Source organism: Aeoliella fuhlenseeensis (genome assembly GCF_052161615.1).
GTDB lineage: Bacteria > Planctomycetota > Planctomycetia > Pirellulales > Lacipirellulaceae > Aeoliella.
Genome location: NZ_CP197417.1, coordinates 3,712,746 through 3,729,408, shown reverse-complemented (window position 1 = coordinate 3,729,408; position 16,663 = coordinate 3,712,746). Strand labels below are relative to the sequence as shown.

At 60.4% G+C, this 16,663-nt stretch carries 13 protein-coding genes and 1 tRNA gene; 10 read left to right on the top strand and 4 right to left on the bottom strand.

Translation table 11 applies throughout. The features are described from left to right. Positions 1-402: 402 nt before the first annotated feature. From SH292x_RS14710 to SH292x_RS14695, 4 genes are all read left to right on the top strand, one after another. Positions 403-1,614, top strand: a complete 1,212-nt coding sequence (locus SH292x_RS14710) for a DUF1559 family PulG-like putative transporter (protein WP_442481768.1) — start codon at positions 403-405, stop codon at positions 1,612-1,614. A 283-nt stretch (positions 1,615-1,897) separates the two neighbouring features. Next, entirely contained in the window at positions 1,898-3,100 is a 1,203-nt protein-coding gene (locus SH292x_RS14705) for a DUF1559 family PulG-like putative transporter (protein WP_442481767.1), read from the top strand. A gap of 112 nt (positions 3,101-3,212) precedes the next feature. Further along, positions 3,213-3,539, top strand: coding sequence for a rhodanese-like domain-containing protein (locus SH292x_RS14700; RefSeq protein ID WP_442481766.1), 327 nt, complete (start codon positions 3,213-3,215; stop codon positions 3,537-3,539). Positions 3,540-3,664: 125 nt separating this feature from the next. Next, positions 3,665-3,748, top strand: a tRNA-Leu gene (locus SH292x_RS14695). Between the two features lie 80 nt (positions 3,749-3,828). Here the strand turns inward: SH292x_RS14695 and SH292x_RS14690 are convergent. Beyond that, on the bottom strand, positions 3,829-4,986 hold the full coding sequence (locus SH292x_RS14690) for a M20 family metallopeptidase (protein ID WP_442481765.1): 1,158 nt from the start codon (positions 4,984-4,986) through the stop codon (positions 3,829-3,831). Positions 4,987-5,145: 159 nt separating this feature from the next. On the opposite strand from SH292x_RS14690, the gene SH292x_RS14685 reads away from it, so the two are divergent. Continuing rightward, a complete protein-coding gene (locus SH292x_RS14685) occupies positions 5,146-5,952 on the top strand; it encodes a fumarylacetoacetate hydrolase family protein (protein WP_442481764.1) in 807 nt (268 codons plus the stop codon). Here the strand turns inward: SH292x_RS14685 and SH292x_RS14680 are convergent. Both SH292x_RS14680 and SH292x_RS14675 read right to left on the bottom strand, forming a co-directional pair. Next, positions 5,949-6,362 carry a hypothetical protein gene (locus tag SH292x_RS14680; RefSeq protein WP_442481763.1) on the bottom strand — a complete coding sequence of 138 codons (414 nt, stop codon included), beginning with the start codon at positions 6,360-6,362 and terminating at the stop codon, positions 5,949-5,951. The two genes, SH292x_RS14685 and SH292x_RS14680, sit on opposite strands and share 4 nt — an antisense overlap. Before the next feature lie 186 nt (positions 6,363-6,548). Continuing rightward, positions 6,549-7,139, bottom strand: a complete 591-nt coding sequence (locus SH292x_RS14675) for a glycine zipper domain-containing protein (protein WP_442481762.1) — start codon at positions 7,137-7,139, stop codon at positions 6,549-6,551. A gap of 407 nt (positions 7,140-7,546) precedes the next feature. Between SH292x_RS14675 and SH292x_RS14670 the strand changes: the two genes are divergently transcribed. From SH292x_RS14670 to acpS, 3 genes are read left to right on the top strand one after another with little or no spacing between them, the layout of a single operon-like run. Beyond that, positions 7,547-8,806: a trans-sulfuration enzyme family protein gene (locus SH292x_RS14670; RefSeq protein WP_442481761.1), complete on the top strand. Its 1,260-nt coding sequence runs from the start codon at positions 7,547-7,549 to the stop codon at positions 8,804-8,806. A gap of 18 nt (positions 8,807-8,824) precedes the next feature. Then, positions 8,825-9,322: a hypothetical protein gene (locus SH292x_RS14665; protein WP_442481760.1), complete on the top strand. Its 498-nt coding sequence runs from the start codon at positions 8,825-8,827 to the stop codon at positions 9,320-9,322. 36 nt (positions 9,323-9,358) lie between these two features. Then, positions 9,359-9,742: a holo-ACP synthase gene (acpS, locus tag SH292x_RS14660; protein ID WP_442481759.1), complete on the top strand. Its 384-nt coding sequence runs from the start codon at positions 9,359-9,361 to the stop codon at positions 9,740-9,742. A 159-nt stretch (positions 9,743-9,901) separates the two neighbouring features. Here the strand turns inward: acpS and topA are convergent, their stop codons facing one another. Then, positions 9,902-12,676 carry a type I DNA topoisomerase gene (topA, locus tag SH292x_RS14655; protein ID WP_442481758.1) on the bottom strand — a complete coding sequence of 925 codons (2,775 nt, stop codon included), beginning with the start codon at positions 12,674-12,676 and terminating at the stop codon, positions 9,902-9,904. 514 nt (positions 12,677-13,190) lie between these two features. On the opposite strand from topA, the gene SH292x_RS14650 reads away from it, so the two are divergent. Beyond that, on the top strand, positions 13,191-15,704 hold the full coding sequence (locus SH292x_RS14650) for a hypothetical protein (RefSeq protein ID WP_442481757.1): 2,514 nt from the start codon (positions 13,191-13,193) through the stop codon (positions 15,702-15,704). A 68-nt stretch (positions 15,705-15,772) separates the two neighbouring features. Further along, positions 15,773-16,663, top strand: coding sequence for an MBOAT family protein (locus SH292x_RS14645; protein ID WP_442481756.1), 891 nt, complete (start codon positions 15,773-15,775; stop codon positions 16,661-16,663).

Below are 16,663 nucleotides of genomic sequence, written 5' to 3'. Positions count from 1 at the left end.
CCCGGAAGAGGGAGCTCTGGGGGCTCGTAGGACTCGGCCCCAGCCACCCCTGCGTCTCTCGATCCAACCCTCGGTGCGGGTAGCCGGTGGCTCTAAGTCTTGGAAGGAACGGAACTTAGGTGCGCATTTTTATTCTTCCAGATAATTGACAGCATTGGCAGAAACACCTTATATTGGAGCAGTTTCGATGGCGAGAAGAGGCTTTTCTGATCTTGCTCATCAAACCACTGCCGACCCCGCCGGAACGGGTTCGATTTCCTTAACGCGGAAATGCGGCAGACAGGCGGAATCGTTGCACCCCCGTGGTGCGAATTAGCTTGGAGGGACCCGGCATGGGATGATGCCGGAACCTATATCTCTCATCATTCTTTATTTTTTTTGTAACTGTTGAGGAGTTTCACTATGAAGTCGCAATCTGTTGCGCGACGTCAGACGGGCTTCACGCTCGTCGAGCTGCTGGTGGTGATCGCCATCATCGGCATCTTGGTCGCCCTATTGCTTCCGGCGGTTCAAGCCGCCCGCGAAGCCGCCCGCCGCAACCAATGCTTGAACAACAACAAGCAACTGCTGCTGGCCCTGCAGAATCATCACGATACGAAGAAGACGCTGCCGCTTGCTTCGACGGCGCCGATTAACGGCACGTCCGTTTTGGGCGGCGCACCTGGGGTCGCCAACCCAACCGGAAACGCCCCTTGGGGAGCACAGACCGGTGATGGTTTCAGCTGGATCGTCCAGTGCCTTCCGTTCATGGAAGGTAATACCATCTATCAGCAACTAATGAATTCGACCAATAAGCTGGCGGGTGCCGCATTCCGGACCGGAAAAGAGAGTCCTGGCATCATCACTGGAATCCCCGCCACTCCCGTTCCGAACTTCCATAAGATTCAGCAGCCAAACCTTCTTTGCCCCAGCTTCCCAGGGGAGGAGACTTCCGAGTTCCTCACCGCGGACACGGCCGTTGGCAATTACGTTGCGCTCCCTTCAACTCACTACGCCGTTGCACCATCCGCAAGTAGCCTAGTACAGTTGGCGACAGGCGCTCCCGGTACGACGGGTGAGGCACTGGGATGCGATAAGAAGGCCTACTGCGGCAATGGCGTACTGGTATTCCCAGGTCAGGTTGGCACTGGCGTGAATGCTGTAACCAAGAGGGGTCTGAATTTTGCAGCCGTTTCCGATGGGACTTCCAATACCATCGTCATGACGGAATCCCGTGAGCAGAGCAATTCTTCGTGGTATAGCGGTGTCGCCTCTTATGTGGTGGCCGATTTTCCCGCCGACGGGAACTTGCCCATTGCGCTTCCCGCGAATTCCGGTGCTAACGCTGGCCGTTGGGGCTATGCCGCAAACGCCACCGGTAAGACCATCGGTTTGAACGTAGGTACTGATCGGGCCACTGAGGATACGAACACGGGCCAAGTATTTTATATTGGTGTGGGAAAGTTCCCTCACGGCGGCACCGGTCGTCGCAACTGGGGTCCGAGCGGTAATCACTCGGGCGTCGTGATCTGCGGCTACCTCGATGGGCATGCCACGGGAGTGGAAGAGGGTGTTGATCCCAACGCCTTCATTCAGCAAGTGACCCGTGCCGGTCGCGAAGTGGTTACCCAATAATCTGGATAATGACATTTCTTGAAGTTCACACCGCCGCAGCGCCTCGATGGGCGCTGCGGCGGTTTCTCTATGATGCGTGCCAGGTCTTCGGTTTAGCGGCAGATGCAGGCTACAGTCTGCAAGGCTGCTGGCGAGGGCGGATCTTGAGGGGCTGTGGGAGTGCGGGGCGTTATTCGGCCACTGCTTCCCACTAATTGAGAATCGAAGGCGATAGTCGACCGACTCACGAGGCGGCCGATCTCTTCCTTGCGCCTTCCGTTCTCCAGCACGAGAGGGGTGCCCCATGGAACGCAATCTTCCCGCGCGGCTGCGCGGTTTTACGCTCGTTGAATTGTTGGTCGTTATCGCAATTGTTGGCGTGCTCGTCGCACTTTTGCTGCCAGCGGTGCAGGCCGCCAGAGAGGCGGCACGGGCCAACGAGTGCCTCAACAATAACCGCCAATTGCTACTGGCGCTCTTGGCTCACCACGATGTGCGAAACGCGCTGCCACTAGCATCGACGGCTCCGATTCATGTTTCGTCGGTGCTGGCGGGTTCCGCTGGCGTGCAACATCCTAGCGGGCTGGCCCCGTGGGGTGCCCAATCGGGGGATGGCTATAGTTGGGTCGTCCATACGTTGCCTTATATCGAAGCTAGTGCAATGTACGAGCAGTTGGCCGATGTCACTAGCAAGCTCAGGGGGGCTGCGTTTCGGTCGGGCTTGATGTCTCCTGGAGTGATGACGGGAATCAATCTCCACCCAATTCCTAACTACCACAAGGTTTCACTGAAACAGGTGCTTTGCCCTAGTCAGCCTGGCGGCACTGTGAGTGAACTACTAGGCCTTGAGACGGCGATTAGTAATTACGTAACGATCGCTGCCACCCACTACGCAGCGCCTCCAGCACCGAGTAGCGCGGTTCACCTTGCAACTGGTGAGCCAGGCGCCGTCACAGCATCGGACTGCAACGACAAGGCCTACTGCGGCAACGGGGCGATGGTTTTTCCAGGGCAGTACCGCAGCGGAGGGTTCACGAAAGTCACGAAGAAAGGTATTCGACTCGCTAAGGTCCTTGATGGAACTTCAAACACGCTGGCAATTGCCGAATCACGTGAACGGGGTTCGACATCCTGGTACAGCGGTGTCGCAAGTTATGTCGTTGCCGACTTTCCGTCCGATGCGAATCTGCCTATGGCAATTCCGGCCGTTTCGAGCGCGAACGCAGGAGCGTGGGGGTATTCGTCAAACTTGGTTGGCCGAGCGATCGGACTTAATGTGGGGACCGACAGTGTGACTGAAGATAGAAACCGTGGAGAGATTTGGTACATGACACGGTGGCCACACGGCGGTTCAGGTCGCCGGCCTTGGGGACCCAGTAGCAATCATTCGGGTATTGTGATCTGTGGGTACTTGGATGGACACGCGGTGGGGATTCAAGACGACGTCGATCCGAACCTGTTTCTCCATCAAGTTACGCGTGCTGGGAGCGAAGTGCTTGCCGAGTAGGAGCGCGAGTGGATTTAGCTTAAACTAGTGAGCTGAGGAGTCCTGGCTCACGCGTACTAACCACTGCTAAACCACCACGGCCCTGACGGGCCCCGCTCGCTGAGGGAAATGGATGGATCTCGAGATTTCTTGTATCGCCACGCGTGAGCTTTTGGACTCGGGCGCGCCACCGCTTTTTATCGATTGTCGCGAGCAGTCGGAGTACGACCACGTGAAGATCGCCGAGGCAGTACTGTTGCCGATGAGCGAGATCTCCACCCGGGTCGGCGAGCTGGCGGGACGCGAGGAGGAGCACATCGTGGTGCACTGCCATCATGGTGGTCGCAGCGCCCAGGTGGCGATGTGGCTGCGTGGGCAGGGATTCGCCAAGGCCCAGAGCATGGCGGGGGGGATCGACGAGTGGGCGGTGGAGATTGAGCCGGGGATGGTCCGATACTAGGCGAGAGGATGGTGAAGAGGTGCTGCTCTGAGACCATCGGGGTCGGAGACCCCTCCCACAATCCATTCACGCCTCGGGCCCCTTGCGGAGTGGGGCAGTATCTGGAAAATCGGGACATAGTACACGCCGCCGTGGCGGAATTGGCAGACGCGCATGGTTCAGGTCCATGTGCCCGCAAGGGCGTGGAGGTTCAACTCCTCTCGGCGGTACTGAATATACAAACAGGCTAAGTCGCACGCGGCTTAGTCTGTTTGTGTTTACGCAGGCTGTCTATTTGCGTTTTTACGCTCTAACTTTGCATGATCGCTAAATAGCCCGCCACCCCGCGGTCCAGCTCATCGAGCGCAATCCATTCGTCCGGCAAATGCGCCTGGGCGATATCTCCGGGGCCAGTGACAATGGTCGGTATGCCGGCGGCCGCGAAGTGATTGCCGTTGGTGGTAAACGGCTCGCCCGTGATGCGGCTGGAGACGCCGGTGGAACGAATCGCCATGGCCGCCCGCTCGGCGAAGCGTCCGTCATCCACCGTGGCCATTGGCGGGGCCGACTCGAACTGATGGTGCTCCACCCGCATGCCGGGCCGCGACGCGGCGACGGCTTCGGCGATGGCCATGACTTTCTGCATCTCGACGGCACCCTCTTCGCCCGGCATTAGCCGTCTATCGAAGGTAATCGTGGCGTCGGCGGGGATCACGTTGACCTGCTTGCCCCCTTTGATCACGGTGATGGCCGCCGAACCGCGGCCGACCAGCGGGTGGGTGCTTGTGATCTTCCGAATGTAATCCTGCTCGATGGCGATGATCAGGTAAGCCATGTCGTAGATGGCATTGTGGCCCTGGTCGGGTTTGCTGGAGTGGCAAGCTTTGCCGTAGGTGGTCATTTTCCAGCGGACGAAGCCACCGGTGGCCGCCAGGACGTCCATCTGCGTCGGTTCGCCGACCACGACACCCGCCGGCCGCCAATCGAGCATCGCCAAGTGTTCGGCCACAAACGCCCGGGCACCGGTCTGCACGTGCTCTTCGCCCACCGAGCAGAGCAGGGCGATGTTGTTCGGTTGATCGTTGCTCTTCGCGTACTCGCGAAGCGCCCACAGCATCGCGGCGCCGGTCCCCTTGGTGTCGCAAGATCCCCGGCCATAAAGCCGGCCTTCGCGAATCGTGGCGGCGAACGGATCGATGGTCATCCCTTCCACGCCCACGGTGTCCATGTGGGCGTCGAACACCAGCCACGGCGCGTCGTCGACGACGCGGTGTTCGATGAGCAGGTTGTGGCACGCCCCCTCGATCGGGAGTTCACGCACGGCAAAGCCCCACGCCCGCGCTATTTCCGCCAAGTATTCGGCCAGCTTGCGTTCGGCCTCCTCGATTCCCGAGTGGTACGCTACCACCGTATTGAATCCGACCATGCGGGCGAGGAGCTCGGTGCAAGTTTGCGGCAATTCGGGCATCGTGGATGTTGAGAGTTGGTCGTTCGAGGATGGAGAAACGTAGCCGACCATTGTATCGTGTGACCATGCTGTCGAAAGACGAGGATTGCCCGTCCGCCTGCCGTATCACCGCTGCCAGCACAACGCCATCTCGAAATCCAATCACAGGACTCCACTGTCATGCGCATCCTTCGCTTCCTCGATCCAACGGGCCAAGAGCAACTGGGCTGCGAGCACGCCGGCGGCCAAGTGACGCGGCTCGCAGGTGATCTGTTCGGCGAGCTCCGCGATACGGGCGAGGCCGTGACGGTCGCGAAGCTGCTCGCCCCGCTCGTGCCGCGTGACATTTTCTGCATCGGCCTCAACTACGCCAAGCACGCCGAAGAAGGTGGCAAAGGCGTGCCCGAGCATCCCGTAGTATTCATGAAGTCGACCGCCGCGGTGCAGAACCCGGGCGATCCGATTGTCTTGCCTCGTAAGCTCCGCAGCGACACGGTGGACTACGAGTGCGAGCTGGTAGTGATCATCGGCCGCGAGTGCAAGAACGTCTCGCGCGACCGGGCGCTCGACTACGTGCTTGGCTACACCTGTGGCAATGACGTGAGTGCTCGTGATTGGCAGCGCAACGGTGGTGGTGGGCAGTGGATCCGTGGCAAGTCGTTTGACACCTTCGCCCCGCTTGGACCCGTGCTGGTTACGGCGGACGAGATACCCGACCCGAACAGCCTGCGGATCAGCACCACGCTCAATGGCGAGGTAATGCAGGACTGGAGCACTGACGACATGATCTTCGATGTCGGGACGCTCATCGAGTTCCTAAGTGGCAGCACTCGGTTGTTACCAGGCACCGCGATTTTCACCGGCACACCTCACGGTGTGGGATTCGCGCGGACTCCGCCGGTCTACATGCAAGCAGGCGACTCGGTGACAGTCGAGATCGAGCGGATCGGACAGCTGACCAACCCGGTGGTCGAAGAAGTGGTCTAAGCTTCGGTCGCCGTGGCAAGCTTGCCGACATGCTGCACCCGACCCGCACCACCCCGCTCGCGGTCGCGACGATAGGCAGCGAGCTCTTCGACAGCGCGTTCGCTGGAGAGGATACCAAGTTCCACTAGGCACTCCTCGAACGGAGGCCGGCGGTCGCTCTGCGTCATGAGCATTTCCGCCAAGTCGCGCTTGTTAATCAGGCCAAGGTCGATGGCGATGTCGCCGAAGCGGTCGTTCGGTAGGTCGCTTTGGACCCGCAGGATGCTCAGCACGTCGCGCACGGCGAGTTTTCCCATCTCCATCGCAATGACGCCCAAAGGAACACGGCGCTCGTCCTGCAGCTCCTGGGCTGCGATGAACTGATCGGCCGAGATCACACCTTGGCGGTACAGGTACATTCCGAATTGCATGGTAGCGGGATCCTACGTGGAACCTTAATCCTGACTCCGAGTCCCGTATTCAACGGGACGCTACGTACCCAACCATAGCTCGCCGTATAAACCACAGCCGTGGCGGCGCAGAGGAAATCGGGAGTCCACCAATCGGAAAATCCCGACGCGCGGGTCCTGACGATCCTAACGATCAAGCCAACGGGGCTAGTTTCGAATGGTCACGCCAAAGCCCACGCGGGGAGCGCAAGGGTAGGGCTCGTAGTAGACCGGCGGGCCGTGATGATGGACTTCCTGGACGACCACCGGCGGTGCGGGTGGCGGGGGTGGTGTCTGCATGGCGACGATCACCGGGTCGGCGACGCCTTGCTGATGCAGGTAGATCACATCCTGGGCAGTGATGGGGGCCGACATGCCCGAGGTCGTCACGTAGTTGGTAATGAGCTGTTGGTCGACCCCGGCACGACTCATGGCGATCACTTCGTCCACAGTGGCAACACCGGGGGAGACTTGCCTTCCGAGCTGCGAGGCAATCGCTGCACGGTTTTGCGCCGCGACTTCGTCCATCTGCGCGCCGAACACGCTGCCCGTCAGAGCTCCGAGTCCGGCGCCGAGCGCTGCACCCGCGCCCGTGTTCCCGGTCTGACTTCCAATCAGCGCACCCGCTCCAGCGCCGAGTAGTCCACCGGCCGCCGCGCCGCGATCAGCGTAGTAGGGGCTCTGGCAACCTGTGGACGCGAGCAGGCTGAGGCCAATAGCCAGCATTGAGTTCAGCGCGTGGGGAGGGAGGGTTAGCATCACGGTGTGGGGGCAGGGTGGGGCAGGGCGCGGGGGGGCGAGGCGTGGAACCTTCCCAGACGTTCGTTCTGGCGTCAAGCTCGCCGACGTCGGCAGAGTTCTGCGGCCTAGAAGTGCCGGCCGAGAACGGAGCCTGAAGTACCGAAATAACGCCTCGGGTGACCGCGTACCGCTTGATTTCACGGCTTCGCCACGATAGGCTTGAGGAACACTGGGATTTGTGGCCGCTTGCAGCCGAACTGCTAAAGGGCCCACGCGACGCCAGGCGATTGCCGATGCTAGCGTGCCAACACCGATGGCTTGAAGCCGCAGATACCAAGTGATTGACTGGTCTGCGGTTTTTTTATGCGCGGAGGACCGCGCTTGCTGTGGGCCAAGCAACACCCCCGAGCTATCGAAGGCCCAAGATGAGTCGTCTCGAAACCCCCGAACGAGCCACCCACGCCGTGTCCGATTCCTCCGACCGCATTCATCCGATCGTCAAAAACGACGGCCGCCACATTTCCACCGTTGCGGTCCACGCCGGCGAGCACCGCCAGAAGCCGGGCGACTCGATCACCGATCCGATCTTCTGCGCCTCGACCTACACCTTCCGCGACACGCAGTCGGTTATCGACTACATCGAGCAAGAGCAGCCTCGCGAAGAATACGGGCGGTACGGCAATCCCGGTGAACGCGTCGCGGAGCGCAAGCTCGCCGCGCTCGAAGGTGCCGAAGACGCAGTGCTTTATTCCAGCGGCATGGCAGCGCTCGTCGGTTTGCTGATGGCCAAGCTCAACTCGGGCGACGAGGTGATTTTCTTTGACGAGTGTTATCACCGTAGCCGCGAGTTCTGTTCGAAGCACATGTCGCGCTTCGGGGTGAAGACCATTCAGGTGCCGGCGTGCGACTACGACGCGATGGAAGCCGCGATTACGCCGAACACCCGGATGCTGATCAGCGAGTCGCCGACCAACCCGCACCTCAGCGTGGTCGACCTCGACCGCTTTGCCGATATCGGTCGGCGAACGGGCGTCGAGACGCTGATCGACGCGACGCTCGCCACGCCTTACAACCTGCGTCCCATCGAAGCGGGGGTCGATTACGTTCTGCACTCGGCCACTAAGTACTTGGGTGGGCACAACGATCTGCTCGCCGGCGTGGTAGCCGGTAGCAAGGAGAAGATGGAGCCAGTCCGCAACCTTCGCGGCATCATGGGTGCCATCAATGGTCCGCAGAACGTGTACCTGTTGCTTCGCGGCCTCAAGACGTTTGAACTTCGGATGGGTCGCCACAACGAAAACGGCATGAAGGTCGCCGAGTTCCTCGATGGCCACTCGCGCGTCGAGAAGGTGTACTACCCGGGCCTCAAGTCGCATCGCGACTACGCCATCGCCAAGCGACAGATGCGTGGCTTCGGTGGGTTGGTGACGTTCCTGCTGAAGGACGCCGATTGGCGCGCCACTGCCGACGTGATCGACGCGGTGACTATTCCGCGGATTGCCCCCAGCCTTGGTGGTGTCGAGTCGCTCATCGAGCAGCCGCTGGTGATGAGCTACTACCAACGCACGCCTGAAGAGCGGAAGCAGTTTGGGATCCCCGACAACATGATCCGCATGTCGTGCGGCATCGAAGATCCCGACGACCTAATCGCCGACCTGGCCCAGGCGCTCGACAGTACCGCTTAGGTGCTCGACAATCGTGGAATGGATCAACCAGCCGACAGCTCGCTCGCGTCGCCCTGGCGTCACCGATTTGCCTTCGTCGTGGCAGCCGTGGTGTCGGGGAGCGTGATAGGTCTTGGTGCCGCGCTGGTGCAGTCGCGGGGTGTTTTCCTCGTCGGGCTGCAGTCGCTCGCCGCAGGGGCGATGCTGAGCGTGCTGCTCGTAGGCACGTCGGCCCTACTGACCTCCCGCAAACCGCGTTGGCCCGTTGCGTTACTCGCTGGCGTTGTCGCGGTGTTGGTCCAGCACGTGTGGCTCTACCGGTTTGCGCTTGCCGGACGGCGAGACGCGGTGGCAAAAAAGCCGGCAGTCGAATTCTTTCGCCCAGGGTGGAGCGAGCAGTCGATATGGAGTTACTTTGCGGAAGAAGCGACGGCTCAGGCGTTGCTGATGTGGACGCTCGACGCGGTCTTGCTGGTCGGCGCGGCGGTGGTTATCGTCGAGTTGGCGAGTAAGAAGCGAACTCCGCTCGAATCCTAGGCATTTTCGATCCCACTCCTCCTTCCGCGTCTTCTCATGCAAATCATTGGCATCGGCACCGACATCACCGAGTGTTTGCGGATCGCCAATATGATTGAGCGGCATGGCGAGCTTTTCATCTCGCGCGTCTATACAGACCAAGAGATCGCCTACTGCAGCACCCGCAAAGCGGCGACTCAGCACTACGCGGGCCGCTGGGCAGCGAAAGAAGCGGTGCTGAAGGCGCTAGGCACGGGTTGGCGGCGGGGCATTAGTTGGCGCGATGTGGAAGTCGTAAGCATGCCAAGCGGTGCGCCGGTCATTTCACTGCACGCCGGCGCACGCGAAGTGGCCGAGTCGCAAGGCATCAAACGGGTGCACATCAGCATCTCGCACGCAAGGTCGCACGCAATCGCTTACGCGATTGCCGAAGGGGAGTGATTTCCTAAGGCGAGCGGGGCCCGTCAGGGCCGTGCTCATACCTCGGTGTTTTGGAGGACCTGTCCAATTCCGCGGGAAGCTGCGAAAAAAGTTGGGGAGCGGTGTGGTCATTTTGGCCACCACGGCACTTACGGGCCCCGCTCGCCTTAGTGTTGAACCCTACTTCTTTTTCGTCGTCCGCTTCGTCGTGCCCTTTTTCGCTGACTTCTTGGTGGGCGTTTTCTTGGCCGCGGTTGTCTTCTTCTTCGCGGCCTTTTTCTTCGTGCTTCCTCCCGCGGCGGCGCGAGCGGCGAGCAGGTTCAGGGCTTCGTTGAAGTCGAGTTCTTCGGGGCTTACTCCCTTGGGGAGCGACGCGTTCGATTCGCCGTCGGTGACGTAAGGTCCGTAGCGTCCGTCGAGCACTTGCACCTTCATGCCGGTGATGGGGGAGTCGCCCTCAAACACCTTGATCGGCTCCTTCGGTGCGGCTGCGCCACGGCCGCGCGCTTTCGGCGTCTTCAGTAGCTCAATCGCTTGCTCGAGCGTGACATCCAGAGGCGAGATGTTCGCGGGGAGCGAACGGGTCTCGTTGCCGCACTTTACGTACGGTCCGAACCGTCCGTTGTACGCCATCACCTTGCCGCCCTTATCGGCTTTAGCATCGGCCTTTTCATCGGCTTTTTCATCGGTCTTCGCCTCACCCTCGGTTGTCGCTTCAGCAGCTGCGGCCGGGGCGGGGGGGTGGTACTCGCCCAGTTCACGCGGGAGAGACAGCAGCTTGAGCGCTGTCTCCAGGTCGATATCGTCCGGCACCATTCCTTTCAGCAAGCCAGCGTTCTGCGGCTTCTCTTCGTCGTCGGGATGGCCCCGCATGACGTAGGGTCCAAATCGGCCAACCTTGAGAAATACCGGCTTGCCAGTTTCGGGGCACATGCCAAGCGGTTCGTCGCCCTTTTCAGCCTGGGCGAGCAGCTCCAGGGCCTTCGCCAACGTTACTTCGTCGGGCGGGAGATCTTCGGGCAGCGATGCAGTTTGCTCGCCTTGTTCGACGAATGGCGAGTAGCGCCCCACGCGAACGTAAACCTCTTCGCCGTTCTCGGGTTTTCCGATGAGAATGCGACTGATACCACGGGCGTCGATTTCGTCGACTTTGTGTTCCAGTTGCTTCTTGAGTCCGGGCTTGCCGTTGCCGAAGTAGAACGACTCCAAGTACTCCACGTGCGCACGTTCGCCGCGGCTGATGGCGTCGAGGTCGTCTTCCATTTGCGCGGTAAACTGATAATCCACGAGCCGCGCGAGATGATCCTCCAGCAACTTGGTGACCGAGAACGCAATCCAAGTCGGCACGAGCGCGTTGCCCTTCTTGAACACGTAGCTCCGCGCCTGAATGGTATCGATAATCGAAGCGTACGTACTCGGACGCCCAATGCCTCGCTCTTCGAGCGCCTTGGTGAGCGCCGCTTCGCTGTAACGGCTGGGGGAAAGCGTGTTGTGCTCTTTGGCCGACAGGTCGCGGCACGTCAGCTTTTCGCCCACCTCGACCGAGGGCAGGATGCGCTCTTGATCCGCGAGATCGGCGCTCGGGTCGTCCGAGCCCTCGACGTACGCCCGCAAGTAGCCGGGGAAGTCGATCGTTTTGCCGCTGACCTGGAATGTGCATCCGCCACCTTCGATGGTGATCGAAATGCGTCGGCCGCGGGCGTCTTCCATCTGGCTGGCGATGGTTCGCTTCCAGATCATGTCGAAAACCTTGGCCTCGTCCGCGTTGAGCGAACTCTTAATGGCGGCCGGCAACTGGAATGGATGGCCGGCCGGACGAATGGCTTCGTGGGCTTCCTGGGCGTTCTTCACCTTGCCGGTGTACGTGCGCGGCGCTGCGGGCAGGTAGTCTTTGCCGTACTCGTCGACAATCAGCTTACGCGCGTCTTCAATCGCCACCGACGCGAGGTTGGTGCTGTCGGTACGCATGTAAGTAATGTGACCGTTTTCGTACAGGCTTTGAGCCGCCTGCATGGTCCGCCGAGCCGTGAAGCCAAGCTTGCGGTTCGTTTCCTGTTGCAGCGTACTGGTGGTGAACGGAGCGTACGGCTTCGTGGTGTACGGCTTGTCTTCGACTTTCGTGACGGTGAACTCGCCACTACGAATGCGGTCGGCAAGGGCGCGGGCTTCTTGCTCGCCCAACAGCCGCATCTCGGCGTTCTTCAGCTTGCCCGTTGCTGGATCGAAGTCCTTGCCCGACGGAATGCGCTTGCCATCGACGGTCACGAGCGTGGCTTCGAGCGTTTCGGCTTTGCCCGTGGCGAATAAACCGAGCAGGTCCCACCAATTGCTCGACACGAACGCCATGCGTTCGCGTTCGCGCTCCACAATCAAACGAACCGCGACGCTCTGTACACGACCGGCAGAAAGCTTTGGGCGTACCTTGCGCCACAACAGTGGCGACACTTCATAACCGTACAACCGGTCGAGGATGCGACGAGTTTCCTGCGCCCGCACCAAGCCATTGTCGACCGATCGTGGCGACTTAAGGGCTTCTTGAATGGCGTCCTTGGTGATTTCGTGAAACACCAAGCGGTGCACTGGCACTTTCGGCTTGAGGATTTCGAGCAGGTGCCAGCTGATCGCTTCCCCTTCGCGGTCTTCGTCCGTCGCCAGGTAGAGCTCGTCAGCGTCCTTCAGCTTGTCCTTCAGCATCTGGATGTGCTTGCTTTTACCCGGCGGCACGACGTAGATCGGCTCGAAGTCTTTGTCGACGTTCACCCCCAAGTTCGCCCAAGGTTCCCCCTTGTATTTCGCCGGTACCTGCTTGGCACCCTGCGGCAGATCGCGGACATGGCCGATACTGGCTTCGACGGTAAAACCGGGGCCGAGGTACTTGCCAATCGTCTTCGCCTTGGCGGGCGACTCGACGATGACCAGGGCGTTGGTTCCGCCGGCAGACTTGTTCTTAGCCATGAGTTGCGCTCGATGTCTCTACTAGGTCATCGCCAACCGTTGCTGGTTAGCGATGGGGACGCATTGCGAGGGGGAGTTCGGAAGGGAGCAGCGGAGGAGGATCGATTCCACCCCTTCTGCCTTCCGAGTTCCCGCTTTCGTTGTACGTGTGTGTTCGTCATTCGCTCGGGCCGCACTATAAGCCCTTGGCACATAGCGTGCAGCCTGAGGACTTTTACGACCGTACCGCTTGGAACGATGGAATCGGCATTGGCCAATTTCCGGCCCGCCGATAGCTTATGCGGTCAATCGTCGCGAGCGAGCCGGAACCGCGCCCAAAGTGGGTCGTCCGACAGGTGCCCTCCGTCAACACTACTGCTGACTGGGATTGCATTTACGTCGATCTGGCATAGAATCGGGGGCTTGCTCTTATCGGCACGGCCTTGTCCCAACGAATAGGACCGGCTAGCCAAACTGTCAAGGGTTAATGCCCCTCCCGGGGCCAGAGAGCCAGCTTAAGGCACAGGATTTCGCCATGTTTAAGTTCTTCCGCCGCTATCAGAAAATTCTCATCGTCATCGGCGGCGTGATTTTGATGCTGGCTTTTACCGTCGCCGAGCCGCTGTCGAACTGGGTCCAAGAGCGTAATCAGGCACTTGGACAGCGGAATCCTAAGGCCACTGCCGTTACCTGGAAGGGTGGCCGGCTGACCGAAGGCGAACTCGATCGCTTGGTTTACAACCGCCAGATGGCGAACCGCTTCGTCCGCTACGTGGACGGCGTGGGGGCTCAGACTGCCGAGCTGGCAGGCATCCCCGATTTTGGTCCTCGCGTGGGGGCCGTTGGTGGGATCGGTGAGAATTGGACCAAGCAAATGCTGGAAGAGGATGTCGTATTGAGGCACATCCTCGCCGAGCGCGGTCGCAAGATGGGCATTGTGATCTCCGATCAAGCCATTGGCGACTACATCGAAGAGCTAGGCCGTAATGAACTCGGCGGAGATGAACTCCGCGGTATTTTGCAGATGATTGCCGGCGGCAATCGCCCGCTAACGGCCGACGAAATCTACAACATCCTGCGTCACGAACTGCTCGCCGACGCGGTGCTACAAGCCTACGGCGTTGGACCGACTTCGCAAGACATGCTTGCCGCCGAGCTTCCCGTGAACCGCTGGGAAGAGTGGAAACGCACCAACGATCGCATCGTCGTCGAAGCCGCAGCGATTGACCCCGCTACGTCCATCCTCGACGTTGCCGACCCCACGGACGGAGTGCTCCGCAAGTACTTCGACGAGCACAAAGAACAATTTGGGTTCCCTGTAAACGTGCTGGGCGTGGAATTGCCCTCGTCGGAGCCCGGTTTCCATGTGCCACGCAAGATCACGCTGAAGTACCTGCGGGCGAATTTCGAAGAGTACGTCGATCGGTATTCCAAAGAAATCACCGACGAAGAAGTCGCCGCCTACTACGAAGAACGCAAGAACCCGATGTTCATCGCGGCGGAACTCGAATCCACCGAGGTGGACGTCGAAGAGACTCCCGCATCGGAAACGCCAGCGGAAGAAACACCCGCCGAAGAAACCCCCGCAAACGAAGCTCCGGCGGATGAAACGCCAGCCGAAGAGTCGAGCGAAACTCCTGCTGAATCGACGGAGTCGACTGAGCCCGCTGCCGAATCGACCGAGCCGATGACCGAAGAGCCCGCCGCCGACGGCGAAGCCACTGAGCAGCCCGCTGAAGGTGCTGAGGAATCCACTGGCGAGCCCGCGAGCGATAGCGCTCCTGCCGATGGAGAGCAGCCGGCCGAGGGTGGCGAAGAGAATCCCGCGCCTGAAAGTGCCGCGACGAAGAAGGACAGCCCCTTCCGCCTCGCTGCCTATCAGCAGACAGAAGAGGAAACGCCCGCCACGGACGACGCGACTGAGTCGGCCGAAGGCGAAACTCCGGCGGAGTCGGACGATGAAGCGGAAGAGACCGAGACCACGGTAACCGAAGAAACCGAAGAAGAGATTAAATACCAGCCTCTCGAAGAGGTGAAGGACGACATTCGTCGTCGTATTGCCGAGGATAAGTTCTTCGACAATATCGACGCCGTGATGCAAGGGGCCGTGGGTCGCCTCAATCCCTACTACAGCACCTACCTTGGTCAAAAGCTCGACGCCGAAGCGGCGAAGAAGCCCGTCCCCGCTCCCCCTGCGGAGCTGGTCGACTTCGCTCCCATCGCGAAGGAGCTGAATCTAGAACTCGAAGAAACCGGCGAGCTCGACATTGTGCAGCTTCGCGATTCGAACGTCGGCAAGACCGTCGGCGATCAAAAGTACCGTGGCACGCCGCTGTGGCAAATGATGTTCGGTGGCGACATCGACAACTTCGAGCCGGTACTCACGCTAGACATCGGCCGCTTTGGCGATCGCTACCTAGTAATGAAGACCTCGGACGAGCCGGCACGTATTCCCACGTTTGAGGAAGCCCGCGAGCAAGTGCTGGCCGCGTGGAAGCGCGAACAAGCCGCCAAGCTCGCGCTCGAGAAAGCCAAGACCACGGCTAAAACGATTCAGGACTCAGGCCTCGATCTGACGGCCTACTACGTCGATCAGCCAGAGGTCGTGGTCACGAAGACCCCACCCTTCACGCAGTTCACCGAAGGGGACATCGCCCCCACCAGCCGGGTCCCATCCTACCGACTGTCGCAACCCCAAGGCCTCAAGGCCATCGGGCCGGAGTTCATGGAGGACGTGTTCAAGCTCAAGCAGGGCGAAGTCACTGCGCTACCGAACTACGACGACTCGGTGATTTACGTGGTTCGTCTCGCCGACGAGTACGAGTCGACGGAGCAACTTCGCACCGACTTCCTAGAGCAAGCCAACTTCTGGCCGGGCCGCTTTGCCTTCCTAGGCAACAACGCCCAAAACGCCCGTGGCATGGCTCTCAAGGCCCTATTCGACGACACGGAAATCGAGTGGAAGCGTACCAACGAAACGACGGCAGCCGAAGAGGATGCCGAAGTTGAAGCGGATTCGGAAGACGAAGGTGAAGAGAGCGTGGAATAGTCGCTCGTTGCCAACGGCGATCCACCAATCGCGGCGGACAGCTTGGTATGGTTGAAGGAGGACTGAGCTTGCAAGCCGCCTCCACCGACATAGCTCCCCTGCGTGGCTGGTGGCCACTGCTCCTGTTACCGCCGGTGGTGTGGTTTGCGGTCCCCGGCGACTGGCCGCGATGGGCTCTGATGTGGGCACTCGCGGTGACGCTCTTCGCGTGCCTCAAGTGGCTCACTTGGCGACGAACTCCCGCGCCGGGTGCTACACCACTCAGGCATCTCGCGTTTTTAGTCGCGTGGCCTGGCCTCGACGCTCGGGCGTTTCTAACCGCGCCAAGCTCTGAAGTTCAGCGGCCTACAGTCGGCGAATGGCTATTCGCCGCGGCTAAGTTTCTGTTCGGTGGCATCCTGTTCTTTACCGCGCATCACTTGCTGCCTGCCACTTCGACACTTCTGCTCGGATGGGCGGGGATGGTGGGGCTCGTCTTCCTGCTGCACTTCGGCTCGTTTCATCTCCTCAGTTGCTTCTGGCGATCGCAAGGGGTGAAGGCCGACCCGCTCATGGACTGGCCGATCCTCAGCACCGGCATCAGCGACTTCTGGGGCAGGCGCTGGAACACGGCATTTCGTGATCTCGCCCACCGATTCCTGTTCCGGCCATTCACTCGCTGGGTGGGGCCGCGTTGGGGTATCCTTGCCGGCTTTGTGTTCAGTGGCGTGGTTCACGACATCGTGATTTCCCTACCAGCCGGCGGTGGGTATGGGCTGCCCACACTCTACTTTCTCTTGCAGCCCGTCGGAATGTTTTCCGAACGTTCGACGATCGGCAAGCGTCTTGGATTAGGGCGAGGTTGGCGGGGACGAATGTTCGCCGCGCTAGTGATCGCCCTCCCCGCACCGCTGTTGTTTCACGCGTACTTCGTGAACAACATCATCTATCCATTCATGCAGGCACTTGGTGCTGCCTAG